Source organism: Dinoroseobacter sp. S375 (assembly GCF_049800775.1).
Lineage (GTDB): Bacteria > Pseudomonadota > Alphaproteobacteria > Rhodobacterales > Rhodobacteraceae > Dinoroseobacter.
In genome coordinates, this window is record NZ_JBNAFR010000011.1 from 1 (window position 1) to 21265 (window position 21265).

The 21265-nt window shown below is 65.5% G+C and carries 16 protein-coding genes and 1 pseudogene; 7 read left to right on the forward strand and 10 right to left on the reverse strand.

Features of this window, described 5'->3' with window-relative positions:
- Positions 1–215 (reverse strand): annotated as a pseudogene (locus ACP150_RS18955) (hypothetical protein); the annotation flags it as partial.
- A 576-nt stretch (positions 216–791) separates the two neighbouring features.
- On the opposite strand from ACP150_RS18955, the gene ACP150_RS18960 reads away from it, so the two are divergent.
- The 5 genes from ACP150_RS18960 to ACP150_RS18980 all read left to right on the forward strand — a co-directional run bounded on the left by ACP150_RS18960 (position 792) and on the right by ACP150_RS18980 (position 6167).
- The gene (locus ACP150_RS18960) at positions 792–1736 is read left to right on the forward strand and encodes a GAF domain-containing protein (RefSeq protein WP_424968265.1); all 945 of its coding nucleotides are present in this window, start codon (positions 792–794) and stop codon (positions 1734–1736) included.
- Positions 1737–1886: 150 nt separating this feature from the next.
- The gene (locus ACP150_RS18965; RefSeq protein WP_424968374.1) at positions 1887–2987 is read left to right on the forward strand and encodes an ABC transporter permease; all 1101 of its coding nucleotides are present in this window, start codon (positions 1887–1889) and stop codon (positions 2985–2987) included.
- Between the two features lie 2 nt (positions 2988–2989).
- Complete coding sequence (locus ACP150_RS18970) at positions 2990–3796, forward strand: ABC transporter ATP-binding protein (protein ID WP_424968266.1); 807 nt, start codon at positions 2990–2992, stop codon at positions 3794–3796.
- Between the two features lie 2 nt (positions 3797–3798).
- Positions 3799–5538 (forward strand): MlaD family protein, encoded by a 1740-nt coding sequence (locus ACP150_RS18975; protein WP_424968267.1) that lies wholly within the window; start codon positions 3799–3801, stop codon positions 5536–5538.
- A 2-nt stretch (positions 5539–5540) separates the two neighbouring features.
- Positions 5541–6167: an ABC-type transport auxiliary lipoprotein family protein gene (locus tag ACP150_RS18980; RefSeq protein WP_424968269.1), complete on the forward strand. Its 627-nt coding sequence runs from the start codon at positions 5541–5543 to the stop codon at positions 6165–6167.
- Here the strand turns inward: ACP150_RS18980 and ACP150_RS18985 are convergent.
- The 3 genes from ACP150_RS18985 to ACP150_RS18995 form a co-directional block, all read right to left on the reverse strand.
- Positions 6164–7330: an acetate/propionate family kinase gene (locus tag ACP150_RS18985; protein ID WP_424968270.1), complete on the reverse strand. Its 1167-nt coding sequence runs from the start codon at positions 7328–7330 to the stop codon at positions 6164–6166. The genes ACP150_RS18980 and ACP150_RS18985 overlap by 4 nt on opposite strands.
- A gap of 3 nt (positions 7331–7333) precedes the next feature.
- Positions 7334–9112, reverse strand: a complete 1779-nt coding sequence (gene xsc / locus ACP150_RS18990) for a sulfoacetaldehyde acetyltransferase (protein WP_424968271.1) — start codon at positions 9110–9112, stop codon at positions 7334–7336.
- Between the two features lie 98 nt (positions 9113–9210).
- Entirely contained in the window at positions 9211–10677 is a 1467-nt protein-coding gene (locus tag ACP150_RS18995; RefSeq protein ID WP_424968272.1) for a PLP-dependent aminotransferase family protein, read from the reverse strand.
- A gap of 195 nt (positions 10678–10872) precedes the next feature.
- Between ACP150_RS18995 and ACP150_RS19000 the strand changes: the two genes are divergently transcribed.
- On the forward strand, positions 10873–12258 hold the full coding sequence (locus tag ACP150_RS19000; protein WP_424968273.1) for an aspartate aminotransferase family protein: 1386 nt from the start codon (positions 10873–10875) through the stop codon (positions 12256–12258).
- A gap of 11 nt (positions 12259–12269) precedes the next feature.
- Positions 12270–14714, forward strand: coding sequence for a GcvT family protein (locus ACP150_RS19005; RefSeq protein WP_424968274.1), 2445 nt, complete (start codon positions 12270–12272; stop codon positions 14712–14714).
- 221 nt (positions 14715–14935) lie between these two features.
- Here ACP150_RS19005 and ACP150_RS19010 read toward each other — a convergent pair whose 3' ends face one another.
- The 6 genes from ACP150_RS19010 to ACP150_RS19035 all read right to left on the reverse strand — a co-directional run bounded on the left by ACP150_RS19010 (position 14936) and on the right by ACP150_RS19035 (position 21211).
- Positions 14936–16525: an ABC transporter permease gene (locus ACP150_RS19010; protein ID WP_424968275.1), complete on the reverse strand. Its 1590-nt coding sequence runs from the start codon at positions 16523–16525 to the stop codon at positions 14936–14938.
- Positions 16518–17555 carry a quaternary amine ABC transporter ATP-binding protein gene (locus ACP150_RS19015; protein WP_424968276.1) on the reverse strand — a complete coding sequence of 346 codons (1038 nt, stop codon included), beginning with the start codon at positions 17553–17555 and terminating at the stop codon, positions 16518–16520. Before ACP150_RS19015 ends, ACP150_RS19010 begins: the two co-directional genes overlap by 8 nt.
- 85 nt (positions 17556–17640) lie before the next feature.
- Positions 17641–18597, reverse strand: a complete 957-nt coding sequence (locus ACP150_RS19020) for a glycine betaine ABC transporter substrate-binding protein (protein WP_424968277.1) — start codon at positions 18595–18597, stop codon at positions 17641–17643.
- A 101-nt stretch (positions 18598–18698) separates the two neighbouring features.
- Positions 18699–19118 carry a universal stress protein gene (locus tag ACP150_RS19025; RefSeq protein WP_424968278.1) on the reverse strand — a complete coding sequence of 140 codons (420 nt, stop codon included), beginning with the start codon at positions 19116–19118 and terminating at the stop codon, positions 18699–18701.
- 39 nt (positions 19119–19157) lie between these two features.
- Positions 19158–20201: a YeiH family protein gene (locus ACP150_RS19030; protein ID WP_424968279.1), complete on the reverse strand. Its 1044-nt coding sequence runs from the start codon at positions 20199–20201 to the stop codon at positions 19158–19160.
- The gene (locus ACP150_RS19035) at positions 20198–21211 is read right to left on the reverse strand and encodes an Ldh family oxidoreductase (protein WP_424968280.1); all 1014 of its coding nucleotides are present in this window, start codon (positions 21209–21211) and stop codon (positions 20198–20200) included. The genes ACP150_RS19030 and ACP150_RS19035 overlap by 4 nt, the downstream gene beginning before the upstream one ends.
- Positions 21212–21265 lie beyond the last annotated feature (54 nt).

A 21265-nucleotide genomic window follows, 5' to 3' on the forward strand; every position in this document is an offset into this window, starting at 1 on the left:
TGGGCCGGGGAGATGCCGACCGACTGGGTCGAGACCACGTCGCCGCGGGGCGGGATGTTGTAGCCATTGTCGGTGTCGAAGGAGCCTTTGATCGCGGCCAGTTCGGAGAAGCTGTAGGCGCCGGGCTCGACGCCGAGCTGACGCTCGAGCTGGGAGGAGGCGAAGGCCGGAGCGGTCAGGGCGATCACGAGGGCGGATGTCAGAGCGAGTTTCATATCAGTAGTCCTTTCAGTGTGTTACGCGGCCTGAATGTGCGTTGCGAGCCGCGGTGTTGTGTGTGTCGGCGGTGTGTGTCGCTGCCGATGAGTTGGATTTGGGGCGGTTGGGCCGGGAATGAAATGGCGATGATGAGAGAGGCGTTTGCGCGCTGACGCACATCACGCTCGCGCGATCAGGCCTTCTGCGCGGGACGCCGGTGTCTGTCGGGAAAACGCAGCTATTCCAGAGACTTACCCCGAAACACCCCCTCACGCCCCGGTGATGTTTCCAACACCGGCCCCCAAGCCCCCGAAACCTCACGCCACGCGTGAGAGAAAAAACATCGAAAAAACGCACATGACCCCTTGGCCCTGGAAAATCTCGCAGTTTCACGCGCCCCCTGCGGCAAGATTCACCCCAAATTCGCGCGAAACCGCGACCAAGGCCGCATTCGGAGCGGCCCGCGGCAGGTGTAAACTGACATCACAGCGCGCAAAGCCGGGAGGGGACATGAGTTTCAGGCCCGCCACGACGCGGAGCGGACCATGGAGGGGGTTATGGGCTGCAATTTTGATGCACATGCGGCGTATGTCATGGCGACCGTCGGAAACGGAACGGCGGCGGCACGGTCGCGGCTGGCCGCCTCCTGGACCCGGTCCATGCAAACACATCACCTCGACCCGTCCCGGCGGCAGCGCCCCGACAGGCTGACCGCGCGGCATCTCGCGGACCTGCGGGCGCAGCAGGAGACGCTCTTGCGCGCGGCGGCTCACTCCCTTGATCACCTGACGCAAGCGGTGCGCCATGCGGGCTGCGTGGTGCTTCTGGCGGATCACAAGGGCCGGATCCTCGACCATCGCTGCCAGAGGGCCGATGCGGATGTCTTCGACGCGGCGGGGCTCGTCTCGGGCGGGGACTGGAGCGAGGCGGCAGAGGGCACCAACGGGATCGGCACTTGTCTGAGCGAGGCGCGCCCGATCACCATCCACCGGGATGAGCATTTTTCAGCCCGCAACATCGCCATGACCTGCCTTAGCGCGCCGATCCACGGGGCGCAGGGGGATCTTCTGGCGGTGGTCGATGTCTCCTCGGCGCGCGAGGATCAGAGCCCGGTGGCCAATAGCCTGCTCGGGGCGCTGGTGGAGCAGACCGCCCAGCAGATCGAGCTGGCGCTGTTCCAGCGCGCCTATCCAGAGGCGCGGATGGTGCTGGCGGACCCGCAATGCCTGCGCTCGGGATTTCTGGCGGTGGATGCGGATGACATCGTGCTGGGGGCGACCCATGGCGCGCGCCGAAGCTTTGGCCTTGCACCGCGCGGGGTGCTGGCGCCGCGCGCGCTCCAGGACACATTGGGACAGGACGGCGCGCGGTCGGGCTTCGAGAAGGCCGAGTACGCGGCCCTGAAGACCGCGCTGATCGAGGCCGAGGGGAATGCCTCCGCCGCGGCGCGGGCGCTCGGGGTCAGTCGGGCCACCCTCTATCGCCGGATGAAGCGTGTCGCGCTCTCGCCCGGCGATCTGGACCTGCGGCCCGCCTGAGCGACCCCTGGCGCGACGGGGGCCGTGACAAGCCCTGTGTTGTCCGCTACCGCTCAGGGGACGCAAATCGCCAGCCCAGTGGACGCAGCCTTGGCCACACCCGCCCCCATCACACCTGACACCGCGACCGCCCGGCCCGCGCGGATCTCGATGACGCCGCAGGATGGGGGCATGCATGTAGTGCTGTCGGGGGACCTCACTGTTTACAGCGTGTCCGAGCTGGCGCGCCAGACCGAAACCATCCCGGAAGGTGCGGTTACGGTGGATCTAGCCGGGGTCGGTCGGATCGACACGGCCGGGGCCTGGATGCTCGCGCGTCTGCATCAGCGTATGACCGAGGCGGGCGCGCAGATGCATCTGGCTGGCGCCCGGGACGAGGTCATGGCCCTGTTGACCAGCGTCACGAAATCCATGCCCGCGCCCGAGCCCGCCGAAGCGGCCCCGCCGACCAGTTTGCTGGACCGAGTGGCGGCCTTGGGCAAGCGCGTGGCCGGGTCAGTGGGCTATCTCGGCGGGCTGCTGGGCTATCTTGGGATGTTCCTGTCGCGTCTGATGCGCGCCCTGCGCCATCCGCGCGAGTTCGGGCTCACCCCGCTCGTCCACCATTGCGAAGAGGTCGGGGTCAAGGCTGTGCCCATCGTCGCCCTCATGGCCTTTCTGATCGGCGTGGTACTGGCCTTTCAGGGCGCGAGCCAGCTGCAGCAATTCGGCGCCGAGGTCTTCGTCGTCGACCTGATCGCGATCTCGATCCTGCGCGAGCTCGGCATCCTTTTGACGGCGATCATCGTGGCGGGGCGGACGGCCTCGTCCTTCACCGCGGCCATCGGCTCCATGAAGATGCGCGAAGAGATCGACGCCATGCGCACCCTCGGGCTCGACCCGGTGATGCTGCTCTTTGTGCCGCGGATCCTCGCGCTGCTGATTACCCTGCCGATCCTCGGGATCATCGCGAACCTCTCGGGCCTTCTGGGCGGCGCGCTGATGAGCTGGGTCGAGCTTGGCATCTCGCCCGAGATGTTCCGCATTCGCCTGATGGAGGGGACCGATATTAGCCACCTCACCGTCGGTGTGATCAAGGCGCCGTTCTTTGCGGTGATCATCGGTCTGGTGGGCTGCCATGCGGGGATGCAGGTCAAGGGCAATGCGGAATCCCTCGGCCGCATGACCTCCAGCGCGGTGGTCACGGCGATCTTTGCGGTGATCGTGACCGATGCCGCCTTCTCGATCTTCTTTGCGCAGATGGGGATGTGACCATGGCGCCGGGGTCGGATCAGGATATCGTCATTCGCCTGCGGGGCATCCGGAACCAGTTCGGCAGCCATGTTGTCCATGACGATCTCGATCTCGACATTCGCCGGGGCGAGATCATGGGCGTGGTCGGGGGCTCGGGCACGGGCAAGTCGGTCCTGCTGCGCACCATCGCGGGGTTGCAGCGCCCGGCGGCGGGGAGGGTCGAGGTGCTGGGCGTCGATGTCCTGACCGCCGATGAAGAGACCCGCGCCACGCTTGAGAGCCGCTGGGGCGTCATGTTTCAGGATGGGGCGCTTTTCTCGTCGCTGACGGTGCGCGAGAATGTCGAGGTGCCCCTGAGGGCGGTGCCCGGGCTGGCCGCACAGGACCGGCGTGCGCTGGCGGACCTCAAGATTTCGATGGTGGGGTTGCCGCCGATTGCCGGGGACAAGTACCCATCCGAGCTGTCGGGCGGGATGCGCAAGCGTGCAGGGCTTGCCCGGGCGCTGGCGCTGGACCCCGAGATCGTCTTTCTCGACGAGCCCACGGCGGGGCTCGACCCGATCGGGGCGGCAGATTTCGACACGCTGGTGCGGGGGCTGAGCGATGTGCTGGGCCTGACCATATTCCTCGTGACCCATGATCTGGACACGCTGCATGCGGCCTGCGACCGGATTGCTGTGCTGGCAGAGCGCAAGGTGTTGATCACCGGGACCATGCAAGAGATGATGGATGTGGATCACCCTTGGGTGCACGAGTATTTTCACGGCCCTCGGGCGCGCGCGGCACAGGATACGCTGGACGCGCGCCAGGACCAAACTGAGGGCTGAACTTGGAAACGCGCGGCAACTACATCCTGATCGGGGCCTTCACCCTTGCGGGCATCCTCGGCATCATGGCGTTCTTCCTGTTCTTCGCGCGGGTCGAGCTGGACAAGCAATTCGCCTATTACGACATCAACTTTGCCTCCGTCTCGGGGCTCAGCAATGCGTCCGATGTCCGGTTCAGCGGTCTGCCCGTGGGGCAGGTGGTCGATGTGCGCCTCTCGCCGGATCAGGACGGCACGATCCGGGTGCGGATCGAGGTGAATGCCGACACGCCCGTGCGCGTGGACAGTGTCGCCACCATCGAGGCGCAGGGCGTGACCGGGGTGTCCTTCGTGGGGATCGATGCGGGCACGCCCGATGCGGCGCTGCTGCGCGTGGCCTCCGGGGACGTGATCCCCGAGATCACCGCCGGACGCTCGATCCTGCAGACCCTGTCGGAGGAAGCGCCGCAGATCCTGACCGGCTCGCTCGAGATCGTGCAGGAGGTCCGGTCGCTCTTTTCCGATGACAATCGGGAGCTGGTGCGGAACATCCTCGAAAACGCCGAGACCGCCTCCGAGGATTTTCTGGACTCGCTCCAGAATCTCACGGGCATGGCCGATACGGTCACGCAATTCGCCGATGAGATCAGCCGGTTCAACACCACGCTCACGACCCTCTCGGGGGAGCTGACGGATGTGCTCTCCTCGGCCAATACCACGCTGCTGTCCATCGGCGAGCTGGCCGAAGAGACAAAGGGGCTGGTCAGCCAGGGGTCCGACACGTTGGTCACCCTGCAATCAAGCCTCGGGACCGCCGAGACCTATGTGGCCAATGACCTCGTGGCCGCGACCGAGGCTGCGCAGGGCCTGATGGACGAGCTGCGCGCGGATGCAGAGGCGCTCAGCACCGAGGCGCAGGCCCTGATGGTCACGGCGGGCGGGACCGGGGCCGAGGCCACCGCGCGGCTCGAAGAGCTGGCCCAGACCATCGTCGCCGTCGAACGCCTCGTCGCGACCCTGCAGACCACCAGCACAGATGTGGGCACCGCCGTGCGCCGGATCGACGGGCTGATCGAGGAGGAGGGCGCGCCGCTCGTGACCGAGACCCGCGCGATGGTCGCCACGGCCACCCAGGCGCTGGATGCGCTGAATGCAGCTGCCACTGTGGATCTGCCGGCGATCGTTGCGGATGTGCGCAGCGCGACCGAGACGGCGACCCGTGTGATTGCGGAAGTGGGTGCTGACCTTTCTTCCGCTGCGGCGGGCACGGATACGCTTGTCGCATTGGCAGAGACCACGCTGGCCGATGTCTCGCTGACCTTCCGCAACGCCAACGAGACCCTGAGCGAGTTCAACGAAGCGCTCGAAATTGGGGATCAGGCGATGATCGCGGCGGAGGCGGCGTTCTCCTCTGCGGACCGTGTGCTCGATACGGAGCTTTCGGGCATCTTCGCCTCGGTCGAGGCGACGCTGGATGCGCTCACCGGGGCGGTCGATCAGGTCTCGGACGAGCTGCCCGAGATCTCGGGCGATCTGCGTGCGGCCAGTGCGGCAGCGGCGGAGGCCTTTGCCGCGCTGCAATCGCTGGCTGAGACCTCGGCCCCGGATGTGGCCGAGTTCACCGAGACCGCGCTGCCGCTTTACACGCGGCTGGCGCAGGATGCGCGGGTGCTGATCCGCAATCTCGATCAGCTCACCTTGCAGTTGGAAAGGAACCCGACCCGGTTCTTCTTCGACCAGAACGCCCCGGAATTCAGGAGATAACCATGGCCAGACCGCAGAAGATCCGCGCCTCGGCGCTTGGCCTCGGGCTGGCGCTTGCGCTGTCGGGCTGCTCGGCGATTACCGCGATCAGCGATGCCTCCAAGACGCTGGAGGTCTATGAGCTGCGCGCGCCCGAGATACAGCCCGCGGGCCGGTCCTTTGGGTTGGACGTGGTGATCGAGGAGCCGACGACGAGCGGCGCGCTGCAGACCGACCGGATCATGATCCGGCCTGACCCGTTGCAGGCGCAATACCTGCCCGGTGTGCGCTGGAGCGAGACGACCCCGGTCATGCTCCAGACCCTGATGCTCCGCAGTCTCGAGCAGAGCCAGGCCCTGCGCTATGTCGGGCGCACGCCGCTGGGGATCAGTGGTGATGTCGCGGTTCTGACCGAGCTGGTGGATTTCCAGGCCGCGGTCGCGCCCGATGGCGAGACCGGCACGGTGGAGTTGCGGCTGATTTCGCGTGTGGTGCGCGAAAGCGATATCCGCATCCTCGGCACCCGGACCTTCGCCGCTCGGGCGATCCTGCCCTCGGTGGAGGAGGCTGCCGTAATTGCGGGCTTCGATCAGGCCGCCTCGCAGCTTCTGTCCGAACATGCGGCCTGGGTCCTGTCGGTGCTGCGCTAGGCGCGTTCGGCGTCCAGCACGCGCAGGGCATCGGCGGCGAGCATCCGTTCTTCTTCGGCCTTGATGATCCAGACCCCGCAGGCCGCCCCCTCCGGGTGCAGGCGCGTCTGTCCCGCGGCATTGGCCTCGGGTGCGATCTCAGCCCCGGCCCATTCCAGCCCCGCGATGATCCGCGCCCGGATCTCGGTCGCGTTCTCGCCGATCCCGCCGGTGAAGGCGATCGCATCCAGACCGCCCATCGCCGCCATCAGCGAGCCCGCATGGCGCTGCGCCCAGTAGCAGAAATGATCGACCGCGAACTGGCTGTCCTCGGCCTCATCCGCGAACAGGGCGCGCATATCCGTCAACCCGCCCGAGAGGCCCTTGAGCCCGCTTTCATTGTTCAGAACCTTGCGTGCGGCCTCGATCCCGACCCGGTCCGCGAGGGCCAGCACCGCGTTGCCGTCAATCGCCCCGCAGCGCGTGCCCATGGTTAGCCCATCGAGCGGGGAATAGCCCATGGTGGTCGCCACCGAGTGTCCGTCGCGGATCGCGCAAATCGAGGCGCCATTGCCCAGATGCAGCGCCAGCAGGCGCGCGGGCAGGGGGGTGCCGGTGACGTCTTCCCAGCCCGAGACCATGGCGGCGTAACTCTGGCCATGAAAGCCATAGCGGCGCAGGCCCTCGGTCTCCGCAATCGCGGGCAGGGCGTAGCGCTGCGCAACCTCCGGAGCGGTGGCGTGGAACGCCGTGTCAAAGCTCGCGCATTGAGGAAGGTCCGGCACCAGCGCCGAGAGCGTGTCGATTGCCGCGAGGTTATGGGGATTGTGCAGCGGGGCGAGGGGGATGCAGCGGGCGATCTCCGCACGCGTCTCGGGCGTCACACGCACCGGTCGCGTCAATACCGTGCCGCCATGCACCACGCGATGGGCCACCGCCCGCAAGTTGTGGGGAGAGATCCCGCGCGCCTTGAGCGCATCTAGGATGGCCGACAGCGCCGCCCCATGGTCGGGCAGCGCCATGGCCTGTTTCATATCGCCGATCTTCAGGACCGCGTCGCCGCCAATGGCCTCGACCGCGCCCGAAAGCCTCTCCGAGAGGGTCCCATCGAAGAGAGCGATCTTGATCGAGGACGACCCGGCATTGACCACAAGGATCAGATCGTCCGGGTGCGTCCCCGCCATGGCTCAGGCGTCCTGCGGAACCATGTCGTCCGCCGAGATCCCGGCCACGCTGACCGGTTTCTTCATGGCATCGCGACGGAAGGGCTCGCCCAGCTCCTGGTTCAGCATGGCCTCGATCAGGGTCGTGGTGCCGTTTTCCATCTGCTCCTTGATGGCGGTGTTCAGCGCCTCGGTGAGCTCCTCCATGGTGCGGGCCACGACGCCTTTCAGGCCGCAGGCCTTGGCGATGCCGGCGTAGCTGACTTCCTCGTCGAGCTCGGTGCCCACGAAGTTGTCATCGAACCACAGGGTGGAGTTCCGCTTTTCCGCGCCCCACTGGTAGTTCCGGAAGACGATCTGGGTGATGCCCGGCCACTCGCCGCGACCGATGGCCGTCAGCTCGTTCACCGCGATGCCGAAGGCGCCGTCACCTGCGAAGCCAACCACGGGGACATCCGGGCAGGCGATCTTGGCGCCGACAATCGCCGGCAGGCCGTAGCCGCAGGGTCCAAAGAGGCCGGGGGCAAGGTATTTGCGGCCCTGTTCGAAGCTCGGATAGGCGTTGCCGATGGCGCAGTTGTTGCCGATATCCGAGCTGATGATCGCCTCGCGGGGCAGGGCGGCCTGGATCGCACGCCATGCCATGCGGGGGCTCATCCAGTCGGGCTTGGCGCTGCGCGCCCGCTCGTTCCAGCTGGTGCCGGGATCGTCATCCTCGTGATCCATGGAGCTGAGCTGCTGCGCCCAGCGGGACTTCAGCTCGGCGATCCGGTTCTTGCGCTCGGCGCGGCCGGCATCGCCCGCATCGTCGCTGAGCTGCGACAGGATCCCGTTGGCCGCCTTGGCCGCGTCGCCCACGATGCTGACGCTGACTTTCTTGGTCAGGCCGATCCGGTCGGGGTTGATGTCGACCTGGATGATCTTGGCATCGGCGGGCCAGTATTCCATGCCGTAGCCGGGCAGGGTCGAGAACGGGTTCAGGCGGGTGCCGAGGGCGAGGACGACATCGGCCTCCTTGATCAGCTCCATGGCGGCCTTGGAGCCGTTATAGCCCAGCGGCCCGGCAAAGAGCGGGTGGGAGCCCGGGAAGGCGTCATTGTGCTGGTAGCCCACGCAGACCGGCGCATCGAGACGCTCGGCCAGGGCCTGGCTTGCCGCGATCCCGCCCTCGGACAGGACGACGCCCGCGCCGTTCAGGATCACCGGGTTCTTGGCCTCAGACAGCAGGGCCGCCGCGCGTGCCACGGAGGTTTCGCCACCGGGGGAGCGTTCGAATTCGATCGGATCGGGGATCTCGATATCGACGATCTGGGTCCAGTAGTCGCGCGGGATGTTCAGCTGCGCCGGACCGGAGAGGGTCTTGGCCTTGGAAATCACGCGGGTCAGCACCTCCGCCACACGGGTCGGGTCGCGAACCTCTTCCTGATAGGCGACCATGTCGCGGAAGAGCGCCATCTGCTCCACTTCCTGGAAGCCGCCCTGACCGATGGTCTTGTTGGCCGCCTGGGGCGTGACCAGCAACAGCGGCGTGTGGTTCCAATAGGCTGTTTTCACGGCCGTCACGAAATTGGTGATGCCCGGCCCGTTCTGGGCGATCATCATCGACATCTTGCCGCTGGCGCGGGTGAAGCCGTCGGCCATCATCCCCGCCGAGCCCTCATGGGCGCAGTCCCAGAACGTGATGCCCGCCTGGGGAAACAGGTCCGAGATCGGCATCATGGCCGAGCCGATGATCCCGAACGCATGGGAGATCCCATGGCGTTGGAGCACTTTTACGAATGCTTCTTCCGTCGTCATCTGCATGGTTTTCTCCCTCATGATGGCTATCGCACCTGCGACAAGTTTGGCCGCAATTTGGTCGGGAACGGCCCCCGCTCATAGGGCCAGATGATCGGGCCATATCAGTCCAGTTGCGCAATCCCGTCCGCGATCATGCGAATGCCCTGTGGGATCCGGTCCGCGGGAATCGAGGAATAGGCCAGCCTGTAGAAGTTCCGATGCCGCCGTGCGGGATCAAAGAAGGCCGCCCCCGGCTCGATCACCACGCCCCGGCTATGAAGCTGCTGGGCCAGCTCTTCGGTGTCCACATGGTCCGGCGCCCGCATCCACAGGGCCGATCCCCCGTTCATGGGCGGCGAGGCGATCATCAACCCCGTTTCGGTGATCGCTTCCTCCATCACCCGGCGGCGCTGCTCATAGGTTTTGCGCATCCGGTTGACCTGCGCCTCGATATGGCCGCGCGACAGGAAGTTCGCGGTCGTCCGCTGGATCAGTCCCGGCGGATGGCGCAGGATCGTGCCGCGCAGCCGCCGCGCGCCGGACACGAAGGCTTCGGGCGCCACGAGATAGCCCAGGCGCAGGCCCGGAAACAGCGATTTCGAAAACGAGCCCACATAGATGACCGAGCCATGGGTGTCCAAGGCCTTGAGCGAGGGGGTCACGGGGCGTCCGAAGCCAAGCTCGAATTCATAGTCATCCTCGACGATGACAAACCCGCCTTCGGCCGCCTTCTTCAACAGCGCCTTGCGCCGGGCCAGCGGCATGGCGGCATTGGTGGGGCATTGGTGGCTGACGGTGGTGAAGAGCACATCGAGCGCCTCGGGCAGGTTCTCGGGCGGCAGGCCCTCGGCGTCGATATCCACGCTTTCCATATGGCAGCGCGTGTCACCGAGGATCTGGCGCAGGCTCGGATAGCCCGGGTTCTCAAGCACCGCGCGCCGCCTCTGGGTCAGCAAAAGCTGGGCACAGATCCACAGGGCGTTCTGCGCGCCCATGGTGATCAGGATCTGATCCGGGCGCGCCGCGATCCCGCGCCGGGGCAGGATATGGCGCTGGATATACTCGACCAGCTTGGGGTCGTCGCTCTCGTAGTGGTCGGCGGTGAGGCTGTCGAATTCGCGCCGCCCCAGGGCCTCGACCGCGCAGATCCGCCAGTTCTGATGGTCGAATAGGGTCGGATCGGTCTGTCCGTACAGAAACGGATAGGGGTAGGTCTGCCAGTCCACGGGGCGCGAGATGCGGTCGGGCGCGGTCTCGCGATGGGACATCAGGCGCGACCAGTCCACCACACTCTCATAGCTCCGGCGGCTCTGGGTCAGGCTCGGCGCCATGGGGGCGGTGTCCGAGACATAGTAGCCCGAGCGCCCGCGCGAGACGAGATAGTCGTCCGCCACCAGATCCGTATAGGCGATGGTCACGGTGATCCGGCTCACCCCGATCTGCTTGGCCAGCCCCCGGCTCGACGGCATCCGGTCGCCGGGCTGGAAACGGCCCGACAGGATCCCGTCCACCACGAGGCGGCGAATCCGGTGTTGGTGGGTGCCTTCCCCATCCGGGTCGAAGGCGAAGGTCTCGGGCAACAGGTCCATCTCTGGACTCATAATGCCGCAGAATTGGTCAGGGCGCTAGGTCCAGAGGCAACAGCCTGTGCCGCGCGGATTTTCGGGACGCACCCAGCTCTGGCCTTATAGGCCGGTGCAAGCTGGCCCTATCGCTCGGCAGTCTGTCTCGGCAGGGTCTCGTCAGTGCGCATTTTGCGCGTCCTCTCACGACAGGATTTTCCGATGACCACGCATGTTGCGCCGAACGACCTGAGCCACGTGATCGAAGCGGATCGCGCTCATCAATGGCACCACCTGATGAACCACAAGCCCTTCGAAACCGTGGACCCGCGGATCATCGTCGAGGGCAAGGGCCTGCGCGTCTGGGACGCCAAGGGCAAAGAGCATCTCGATGCGGTCTCCGGCGGTCTGTGGACCGTCAATGTCGGCTATGGCCGCGAGCGGATCGCCAATGCGGTGCGCGATCAGCTGATGCAGATGTGCTTTTTCTCGAACTCGCTGGGCACCATCCCCGGCGCGACCTTTGCCGAGATGCTGATCGACAAGATGCCCGGCATGAGCCGCGTCTACTACGCCAGCTCCGGCTCCGAGGCGAATGAGAAAGCGTTCAAAATGGTGCGCCAGATTGCACATAAGGTGCATGGCGGCCGCAAGACCAAGATCCTCTACCGCGAGCGTGACTACCACGGCTCGACCCTGGCGACGATGTCCGCCGGCGGCCAGTGGGAGCGCAAGGCGCAGTATGGCCCCTTCGCCCCGGATTTCGTCGAAGTGCCCCATTGCCTCGAGTATCGCGCCCAGTGGGATTGCGAGAACTATGGCGAGCGTGCTGCCGATGCCATCGAAGAGGTCATCCTGCGCGAGGGGCCGGACACGGTCGGGGCCCTCTGCCTTGAGCCGGTGACCGCAGGCGGTGGCGTCATCACCCCGCCCGAGGGCTACTGGCAGCGCGTGCAGGAAATCTGCCGCAAGTATGACGTGCTTTTGCATATCGACGAGGTGGTCTGCGGCCTCGGGCGGACCGGCAAGTGGTTCGGGTATCAGCAATACGGCATCGAGCCCGATTTCGTGACCATGGCCAAGGGGGTTGCCTCGGGCTATGCGGCGATCTCCTGCATGGTGACCACCGAGAAGGTGTTCGAGATGTTCAAATCCGAAGCCGGCGCGCCGCTCGACTACTTCCGCGACATCTCGACCTTCGGGGGCTGCACCGCCGGTCCGGCCGCCGCGATCGAGAACATGAAGATCATCGAGGAAGAGGATCTGCTCGGGAACACCAATGCGATGCATGAGCGTCTGATGGGCAATCTCGGCGACCTGATGGAAAAGCACCGGGTGGTCGGCGATGTCCGCGGCAAGGGCCTGTTCTGTGGCGCAGAGCTGGTGGCGGACCGGCTCACCAAAGAGCCCGCCGCCGAGGCCAAGGTTCAGGCGGTCGTGGCCGATTGCATGGCCCAGGGTGTCATCGTCGGGGCAACCAACCGCTCCTTGCCGGGCTTCAACAACACCCTGTGCTTCAGCCCCGCGCTGATCGCCAGCGCAGATGATATCGACGAAATCACCGATGCGGTCGATGGCGCACTCACCCGCGTCTTTGGCCAGCACTGAAGAGGCTTGAGATGAGCGAGTTTCCGACAACCGCGCGCGTTGTGATCATTGGAGGGGGCGCCGTTGGCGTCTCCTCCTTATACCATCTGGCGATGGCGGGCTGGACCGATTGCGTCCTGCTTGAAAAGAACGAGCTGACCGCAGGCTCGACCTGGCATGCGGCGGGCAACTGCCCGAACTTCTCGGCCTCCTGGGCGGTGATGAACATGCAGCGCTACTCGCTGGAGATGTATCGCGGGCTGGCCGACAAGGTCGATTATCCGATGAACTACCATGTGACCGGCGCCCTGCGTCTGGCGCATTCCAAGACCCGCATGCAGGAATTCGAGCGTGTCGCCTCCATGGCGCGCTACCAGGGGCTCGAGATGCAAATGCTCACCCCCAAGGAGATGCAGGACTACTATCCCTTCATGGAGACCCATGATCTGGCCGGTGGTCTCTGGGATGAGCTTGACGGCGATATTGACCCCGCGCAGCTGACTCAGGCCATGGCCAAGGGCGCGCGCGAACTGGGCGGCCAGATCCACCGCTTCACCCCGGCGACCGGCGTCAGCCGCGAGGGCAATGAGTGGATCGTCCATACGGAGAAGGGCGATATCCGCTGCGAGTTCGTCGTGAACTGTGGTGGCTACTACGCGCGTCGCATTGGCGAATGGTTCCGTCCCTTCGGCGGGCGCGACGTGCCGGTGACGGTCATGTCCCACCAGTATTTCCTGACCGAGCCGGTCGCCGAGATCGAAGCCTGGAGCAAGGAGAACGGCCGCAAGCTGCCGATGATCCGCGACGTGGACAGCTCGTATTACCTGCGGCAGGACAAGTATGGCCTGAACCTCGGGCCCTATGAGCGCAATTGCAAGGCGCACTGGATTTCGGACGATGATCCGATGCCCGAGGATTTCAGCTTCCAGCTTTATCCGGACGATCTTGATCGGCTCGAGTGGTACATCGAGGACGCGATGGAAAGGGTGCCGCTGCTGGGGACCTCCGGTGTGGGCCGGGTCATCAACGGCCCGATCCCCTACGCGCCCGACGGGCTGCCCCTGATCGGGCCGATGCCCGGCGTGCCCAATGCATTCGAGGCCCATGCCTTTACCTTCGGGATCGTGCAGGCCGGGGGCGCGGGCAAGGTGCTGGCCGAGTGGATCACCGAGGGCGAGACCGAGTGGGACATGTGGGCCGTCGATCCGCGCCGCTATACCGGCTGCGCCGACGAGAGCTTCAGCCGCGCCAAGGCGCTGGAAACCTATGGCCACGAATACGCCATGCACTTCCCGCATCATGAATGGCCCGCCGGACGGAACAAGGTCCTGTCGCCGCTGCATTCCCGGCTCGAGGGCGCAGGCGCGCAGTTCGGCGCCTATAACGGCTGGGAGCGGGCGAACTGGTTCGCCAAGGACGGTGATGACACGTCCGAGGCGGCCACCGAGACATGGGAGCGTGACGGCCCTTGGCAGCAGCGCGTCGAAGAGGAATGCGCCGCCGTGCGCGATGGCTGCGGTGTGCTGGCGATCTCGGGCTTTAGCCGGATGCGGGTCACTGGCCCCGGCGCGCGGGACTATGTGGACAGCCTGACCGCCTCCAAGCTGCCCAGCCCGGGCCGCGTGGGTCTGGCCTATTTCGCCGATAGTCGAGGGCGGATCGTGACCGAGATGTCCGTGACCGTGGTGTCCGAGACCGAGGTCAACCTGATCACCGCGGCCTTCGCCCAGTGGCATGATGCCGAGCTGCTCTGGCGTCAGGCGCCCGAGGGGATCACGGTCGAGGATGTGACCGCAGAGTCCGAATGCCTGCTCGTCACCGGTCCCAAGGCGCGCGAGATCCTCGCGCCGCTGACCGAGGGCCATGACCTGAGCGGCAAATGGTTGACCTGCAGCTTGGAGGGCACGGTCGCGGGCAAGCCCTGCCGCCTCTTCCGCGTGAGCTTTGCCGGTGAGCTGGGCTGGGAAATCCACTGCCCGATCGCCGACGCCCCGGCGATCTGGGATGCGGTCACCGCAGCGGGCGCGCAGCCCTTCGGGATGTACGCGCTCAACGCGCTGCGGATCGAGAAGGGCTACCGCTCTTGGAAGGGGGATCTCTCTTCCGACTATTCGCTGCTCGAGGCCGGGCTGAACCGCTTCGTCGATCTCACCAAGGAAGATTTCCCGGGGCGCGCGGCTCTGCTCGCCGAGCAGCAGCGCGGGGTGGCCAAGCAGGCGGTCGGGCTGCGGCTCGACGATTGTCCGCAGGACGCGCCCTACATGTCGCTCGTCTGGGACGGGGACCGGCTGGTCGGTGAAACCACCAGCAGTGCCTATGGCCACCGTGTCGGCGGTCTCTTGGCGATTGCCATGATCGAGACCGGTGCGGCCGAGACCGGCACCACGCTCGAGGTTGAAATCTTCGGCAAGCGCGTGGCGGCAGTCGTCTCGGACATGCCGTTCTGGGACCCGAAAAACGAGCGCATCCGCGCCTGAGCGATCCGACAGGGAGGATCCGGGAGGACGGGGACGTAAGGCGACGCTCGGGGGATCGAGCGCTTGCGTCCCTCCCTCCAAGGGAGGCTGGCCGCAAGGTCAAAAGAAAACACCGCCATGCGGAGGAGCGTGGCGGTGTTTTTTTGTCTGCACTGCGGGGCCCATGGCCACCGCGCGGAGCAGGGCAGTGCGGCCCGAAGGCCGCCACCGCCCCTAGGCGATCAGGCCTCCTGGTCTTTGCGGCGGAACGCACCCTGGACGATGCGGTCCATGACCATGGCGACGAAGAGGATGGCGAAACCACCCAGCAGGCCGGGACCCTTGGCTGCGAATTGCAGCGCTTCGAGGATCTCCTTGCCGAGGCCCCCGCCGCCGATCAGCGAGATGATCACCACCATCGACAGGCACATCAGGATCGTCTGGTTCACCCCGGTCATGATCGAGGGCAGCGCGAGCGGCACCTCCACATCCTTCAGGAGCTGCCATTTCGAGGCCCCGAAGGCCACGGCGGCCTCCTTGATGCTCTCGGGTACACCGCGCATCCCCAGGGCCGTCAGGCGGATCACCGGCGGCATGCCGAAGATGATCGTGGCCAGAATGCCCGGCGGGTTGCCGGTGCCGAAGAAGGCGATGATCGGGATCAGATAGACGAAGGCCGGCAGGGTCTGCATCAGGTCGAGTACCGGCTCGGCGAAACGGTAAGCCCGGCGCGACTTGCCGAACCAGATGCCCAGCGGAATGCCGATCACCACGCAGAGGATCACCGCCGAGCCCACAAGGGCCACGGTCTCCATCGCGAGCGCCCAGTAGCCGAGCAGCGCGATATAGGCCAGACAGGCAGCGGTGAAGATCGCCACCCGCGGTCCGGCGGAACGCCAGGCCACCACGCAGATCACCAGCATGACCACCGGCCAGGGCGTATCGATCAGCGCCACGGTCAGGGCATCGAGCACTGCGCGCACGGTGGCCACGATGCCATCGAACACATCCGCACCGGCAATGGCCGCCGCGTCGATCTTGGCCTCCATCCAGCTCGCCAGAGCTGAAAACAACCGTCCATTGCCTTCGCCGAGAAACAGCGCCGAGGCCTGGTCTTCGGGGAACTCGTCGAGGAAGGGCAGCGCGCGCGAGGCGGTGAACTTGAAGATGATCAGAGGCGCGATCGCCGCCGTCAGGATCGCCCCGAGCGCAGTGTTGCGGTTGTTCTGCCCGCTCTCCGTGGTCTCGGGATCGATCCGCCAGCGCGAATACTGCTTTTCATAGACCTGGTTGGCGTAAAGCCCCTGGATCAGCTTGACCACGACCAGCATGACCAGACCCGTGATCAGGATCCCCGTGGTCTCGGCCTGCGCGGCCTCGGCCTGGGCGATGGTGTTCTGGGCCGCCCGCCCGATATTGTCGGCCAGCCGTTCGAACCGGTCGATATCGGATTGTTCGGTGGAGGCCGCCGCGCGGTCGAGGAATTCCTGCGCCCGGGCCTGCTGGCCGGCGGCGCGCTCGAAGAGCTCTGCGCCCGGGTTGCCCCAGGCCCCGCGTCCGATCTGGACCCAGGCGATGATCTCGAGGATCAGGAAGGCCCAGAACATCCCCCAGATTGCCCGGGAGGCTGCCCAGAGTGGCCCCAGAGCCGCCGCCCATTTGTTGAACGTGTTGGGCAGGGGGCTCGTGCTGTCATGGATCTTGTGAAAGGCCTCGCAGTAATACTCCCCGTTGGGGCCCGCGAACTCCTTGATCGACGCGTCCAGCGCGTCGGTATCCACCTGGATATCCGAGGCGGCGGTTACCTTCATTTCTGTTGCAGGATCACTCATCTTTGCCCCCCTGGATGCCGCGGAGCAGGCGCGGTTTCGTCACCAGGCCCACATCGGTGCCGCCATCGGTGATGACGACCGGTTGTTCTGTCGTGACCGCAAGATCGATCAGTTGGTCGAGATCGGCCCCGTGATCGGCCCGCGGCGCCCCGTCGAGGGAGCCGGAATAGCTCTCGAGCGGCTGCATGATCGAGCTGGCCTTCACGAGCTTGAGCTTCGAGATGCCCTGCACAAATTCGCGCACGTAATCATCGGCGGGGTTCATGACGATCTCTTCGGGGGTGCCGATCTGGACGATCACACCATCCTTCATGATCGCGATGCGATGGCCGATGCGGATCGCCTCGTCGAGGTCATGGGTGATGAAGAGCGTGGTCTTCTTCAGCTGGGCCACCAGCGCCTTGAACTGATCCTGCAGCTGCAGGCGGATCAGCGGGTCGAGCGCCGAGAAGGGCTCGTCCATGAGCAGGATTTCGGGGTCAGAGGCCAGAGCGCGGGCAATGCCCACCCGCTGCTGCATGCCGCCCGAGAGCTCCTTGGGCAGCCGGTCCTCGTAGCCGGTCAGGTTCACCAGACCCAGCGCGTGATCCGAGACCGCCCAGCGTTTGGATTTCGGGACTTTGCGGATCTCGAGCGGATAGGCGACGTTCTCGCGCACAGAGCGGTGCGGCATCAGCGCCATGTGCTGGAACACCATCCCGATCTGCTGCGCCCGGATGCGGCGTAGCTCGCTTTCCGAGATCGACGAGACGTCCTGTCCCATGATCTCGATGGTGCCAGAGGTCGGTTCGATCAGCCGGTTGATGTGACGGACCAGTGTCGACTTGCCCGATCCGGACAAACCCATGATGCAAAAAATCTCGCCGCGGGAAACTTCGAATGTGGCGTTCTGCACCCCGACCACGCAGCCGAATTTATCCAGAACCTGTGGCTTGGTGAGCCCCTCGCTCAGCACCGCTTTCATCGCGTCATTTGCTTGAGCACCGAATATTTTCCACACGCCGTCCAGTTTAACGACAGTGTCTTCCATGTTGTCCCCCGATATGCCCTGAGGCCGTCTTGCAATACAAAAAGGCCGCCGCGAGTGTGTCGCGGCGGCCAGGTGTTCGGAGGGCTTAGTTGCTCAACCAGTTGAGGACTGTTTCCTCATTCGCGTCGACCCAGGCGCGGGCGAATTCTCCAGGGTCCTGGTTATCGACTGACAGGGCCTTGCCCATGGCGCTGAGCGCATCGCCCTGCATCTGGTAGTTGGCGAACAGGGACGCAACCTCGGGGTAGGACTCTTCCAGTTCCTTGGCATAGTGCAGGTGCAGGGTGGCACCATTCCAGGCCGTGGAGGCTTCGGATTTCGCGAGCCAATCGGGGTCATCCGTCGGCTGAACGATGTTCCAGGTTGCCGGATCATGGGCCGGCTCTTCCAGCATGACAATGTCGTAGGTCACGAACAGGAAGTGCGGCCGGTAGCAGAAACCGATCCAAGGTTCCTTGGCCTGGATCGCGTTTGCGAGGTTCGCATAGGCGATGGTTTCTTCATACTGCTCCAGCTCGAAGACAGCATCATAGCCGTATGACTTCGCGCGGATCTGTTCGATCACGGTCGACGCCCAGCCGGGTGCACCGATATACACTTCGGGGGTGCCATCCTCGTTGCGGTCGAACAATGCGGCCTTCTCGGGATCGGTGAGATCCTCGATGGAGGACACGCCCATCTCTTCGGCAACATAGCGGGGCACGCACATGCCCTGCTCGGCTTGCACCGGGTTTTCGTTCATGACGACAGTCGCGTTCTCCTGCACATACTTGTTGTGCAGGTTCTGCTGGTTCGGCATCCAGACTTCGGGGTGCGCATGGATCGAGCCCTTGTCCATCGCCTCGAAGACGATCGGGTTCGTGCCGTTCTGCAGTTCCACGTCGAGGCCGAGGTTCTCCTCGATCACGATCTCAAGAACATGCGCAGTTGCATTGACCGACGCCCAGTTCGGCACACCGATCACGATATCCGCGGCATGCGCGGATCCCGCAGCAACAGCTGCGGCGCAGGTGGCTGACAGAAGCGCTTTGGTTCTGGTCATTCCCATTAGGTTCTTACTCCCTGTTAACGGGGCGCTGTTTGCTCGCGCCCCTTGATGATCTCGATATTCGAGAATTCCTGTTCCTTGTCAGCCTGTTTCGGTCATGCGGGATCCGGACGGACCACCATCACCGAACATGCTGCACGGCGCACCGTTCGTGCGGCGGTGCTGCCTAAAAAGTAATCACGAATTCCGGGGCGATGGCTACCCACAATAATGAGGGAACAGCCATGATCCTCGGCAAATTGCGGGATTTCTACGCCGGGCTTGCCGGTGCCTACATGGATTGCCACGTCTTTGGCCTCTCCGATGAGCGCTTTGAGTCGGCCCTCCACCTCAGCAGTCAGGTGATTGGGCGGCTTGTGTGTGACGAACTCTGACACATAGCCGGGAACGCTTTCAAGTACCGTCAGCACAAGGATCTCGCCACCGGGCGAGAGCAGGCCCCGGGCTTGCGCCAGTTTCTGGGGGATCAGGTCTTCGTGGTCGAGTTCGACCGGGACGAGGATCTTGCTGTACATGGCGTCTCCTTTGCAGGCGCGGAACGAGACCGGCCGGGATCAGGGTCCCAGCCAGGTCAGGGTGAGCAGGATCAGACCTGCGAGAAAGAGGGTTTCCGCCAGGATCAGCCAGACGGCGGGCATGCCGACATTGACGATATCGGCGGGCCGGGTCTTCAGCCCGACGGCACCGATGGCCGCGAGCAGCATCCAGCGCGAGGCCTCGCCCGAGATCTCGATCACCGGGGCCGGGATCAGCGAAAAGGAGGACAGGGTGCAGAGCACCACAAAGACGATCAGGAACCCGGGCAGGATGCTGCTGGCCTTGCCTGGCTCGTCGGGGGACTGTCCCATGCGGCGCAGCACGATGGCCGCCGTCAGAACCACCGGCGCCAGCAGGGCGACCCGCAGCAGCTTGACCATGGTCGCGGTCTCGCCGGTCGTGTCCGAGATCGAGAAGCCCGCGCCGACCACCTGGGCCACGTCATGGATCGTGGCCCCGAGGAAGATCCCGGCGGTTCTGTCATCCATGCCCATCATCTGTACGAGGATCGGATACAGGATCATCGCCAGAGTCGAGAGCACCGTGACCCCCACCACCGTAAAGACCAGCCGGTCCTCGGAGCGTTCATCCTTTGGCAGCACAGCGGCAATCGCCAGCGCGGCAGAGGCCCCGCAGATCGCCACGGATCCGGCCGAGAGAAACGCAAAGCGGTAGCGGAACCCGAAGAACCGCGCGATCAGCATCCCGAAGGCGATGGTCGCCCCGACACTGCCCAGAATGGCCAGCACGATGGGCAGGCCCAGATCGCCGAGCATGGCAAAGCTGATCTGCAGCCCGAGAAGCGCGACACCCGCCCGCAGGACGGTGCGGGCGGCGAAGTTGATCCCGGGAACGGCGCGTCCGGTCTCGGACAGAAAGTTCAGCGCGATCCCGAAGAGCAGCGCCATCAGCATGGCCGGAGCGCCGTAATGCTCGGCCACGAACCGGCTGGCCAGGGCGATCAGAATAGCCAGCATGATGCCGGGCCCGTGCAGATTGGCAAAGGCCAGCGCGCGCTGGCCCCAGCCGTTTGCCCCGGGTTGTCCGCCGTCCAGTGTCATCCCGCGTCTCCGGCGAGGCGGCGCGCGCCTTCGATATAGTGCAGCGGGACGGCGATGCCCTCGGCCTCGGCGGCCGCGATGGCGGCGAGGCGGCGGGTGCCGGGCAGGCGCGCGCCGTCCATCTCTTCGATATGGCCGAGCAGGGTTTCAAGCCGCGCGGTGAAGGCCTCGGCCCCCTCGGGTGGCCGATAAAGCGTCAGGAACTGCCCCACGCCTGGACGGGGGCCGTCGGCGGTAAAGAACGATCCGGCATCGGTGCTCAGCGTCGCGCCGGTCATGACCGCCGAGAGGATCTCGACCATCAGGGCGAGGGCGGTGCCCTTGGCGTCCCCGATCGGCACCATGGTGCCCGCAAGAGCCGCCTCGGGATCAGTGGTCGGGTTGCCGTCTGCATCCAGCGCCCAGCCCTCGGGGATCGGCTTGCCGGCCTTCTTGGCGTTCATCACCTTGCCGCGGGCCACCACGGACAGGGACAGATCGATCACCAGCGGGGCCGCCGCCGCGCGCGGCGTGGCAAAGGCGATGGGGTTTGTGCCGTAAAGCGGGGTCTTGGCCCCCCAAGGGGCGATCGCGGCGGGGGCATTGACGACCATCATCGCCACCAGCCCGGCACGCGCGGCCCGGTCCACCTGCACCGAGAGCGCCCCGCAATGGTGCGAGTTCGTGATCGCAAGGGCGGCGGTGCCATATTCCTGCGCGATCTCAACACCTTCGGTCAGGGCGCGGTCCATGGCCGGATAGGCAAAACCGAAGCCCGCATCCACCAGCAGGGTGGTCGGCGCCGGGCGGTGCACGGCGATCTCGGCCGCGGCCTGGATCTTGCCGGTGCGGGCCTGGGCGACGTAATCCTCGAGCCGGGAAAACCCGTGGCCGACCTGGCCTTCGGCTTCGGCGGCGACGAGGGCGTTGGCGGTGCTGCGCGCGGCGATTTCGGGGACACCATTGGCCGTAAAGGCCCGGTACATGAGGTCGCGCGCATCGGCGAGCGAGAGTGTCTCAGTGGCTGACATCGGAGTCCTTGTCAGGAAGTAGGGACGCCCGCCCGGCAGGCGTCAAAAAGGCGA

What these genes read in the sequence shown, in the direction of transcription:
- ACP150_RS18960 (WP_424968265.1), top strand. Translation starts at nt 792, where the DNA reads ATGGCGACCGTCGGAAACGGAACGGCGGCGGCACGGTCGCGGCTGGCC.
- ACP150_RS18965 (WP_424968374.1), top strand. Translation starts at nt 1,887, where the DNA reads ATGACGCCGCAGGATGGGGGCATGCATGTAGTGCTGTCGGGGGACCTC.
- ACP150_RS18970 (WP_424968266.1), top strand. Translation starts at nt 2,990, where the DNA reads ATGGCGCCGGGGTCGGATCAGGATATCGTCATTCGCCTGCGGGGCATC.
- ACP150_RS18980 (WP_424968269.1), top strand. Translation starts at nt 5,541, where the DNA reads ATGGCCAGACCGCAGAAGATCCGCGCCTCGGCGCTTGGCCTCGGGCTG.
- ACP150_RS18985 (WP_424968270.1), bottom strand. Translation starts at nt 7,330, where the DNA reads ATGGCGGGGACGCACCCGGACGATCTGATCCTTGTGGTCAATGCCGGG.
- xsc (WP_424968271.1), bottom strand. Translation starts at nt 9,112, where the DNA reads ATGCAGATGACGACGGAAGAAGCATTCGTAAAAGTGCTCCAACGCCAT.
- ACP150_RS18995 (WP_424968272.1), bottom strand. Translation starts at nt 10,677, where the DNA reads ATGGACCTGTTGCCCGAGACCTTCGCCTTCGACCCGGATGGGGAAGGC.
- ACP150_RS19000 (WP_424968273.1), top strand. Translation starts at nt 10,873, where the DNA reads ATGACCACGCATGTTGCGCCGAACGACCTGAGCCACGTGATCGAAGCG.
- ACP150_RS19005 (WP_424968274.1), top strand. Translation starts at nt 12,270, where the DNA reads ATGAGCGAGTTTCCGACAACCGCGCGCGTTGTGATCATTGGAGGGGGC.
- ACP150_RS19010 (WP_424968275.1), bottom strand. Translation starts at nt 16,525, where the DNA reads ATGAGTGATCCTGCAACAGAAATGAAGGTAACCGCCGCCTCGGATATC.
- ACP150_RS19015 (WP_424968276.1), bottom strand. Translation starts at nt 17,555, where the DNA reads ATGGAAGACACTGTCGTTAAACTGGACGGCGTGTGGAAAATATTCGGT.
- ACP150_RS19020 (WP_424968277.1), bottom strand. Translation starts at nt 18,597, where the DNA reads ATGACCAGAACCAAAGCGCTTCTGTCAGCCACCTGCGCCGCAGCTGTT.
- ACP150_RS19025 (WP_424968278.1), bottom strand. Translation starts at nt 19,118, where the DNA reads ATGTACAGCAAGATCCTCGTCCCGGTCGAACTCGACCACGAAGACCTG.
- ACP150_RS19030 (WP_424968279.1), bottom strand. Translation starts at nt 20,201, where the DNA reads ATGACACTGGACGGCGGACAACCCGGGGCAAACGGCTGGGGCCAGCGC.
- ACP150_RS19035 (WP_424968280.1), bottom strand. Translation starts at nt 21,211, where the DNA reads ATGTCAGCCACTGAGACACTCTCGCTCGCCGATGCGCGCGACCTCATG.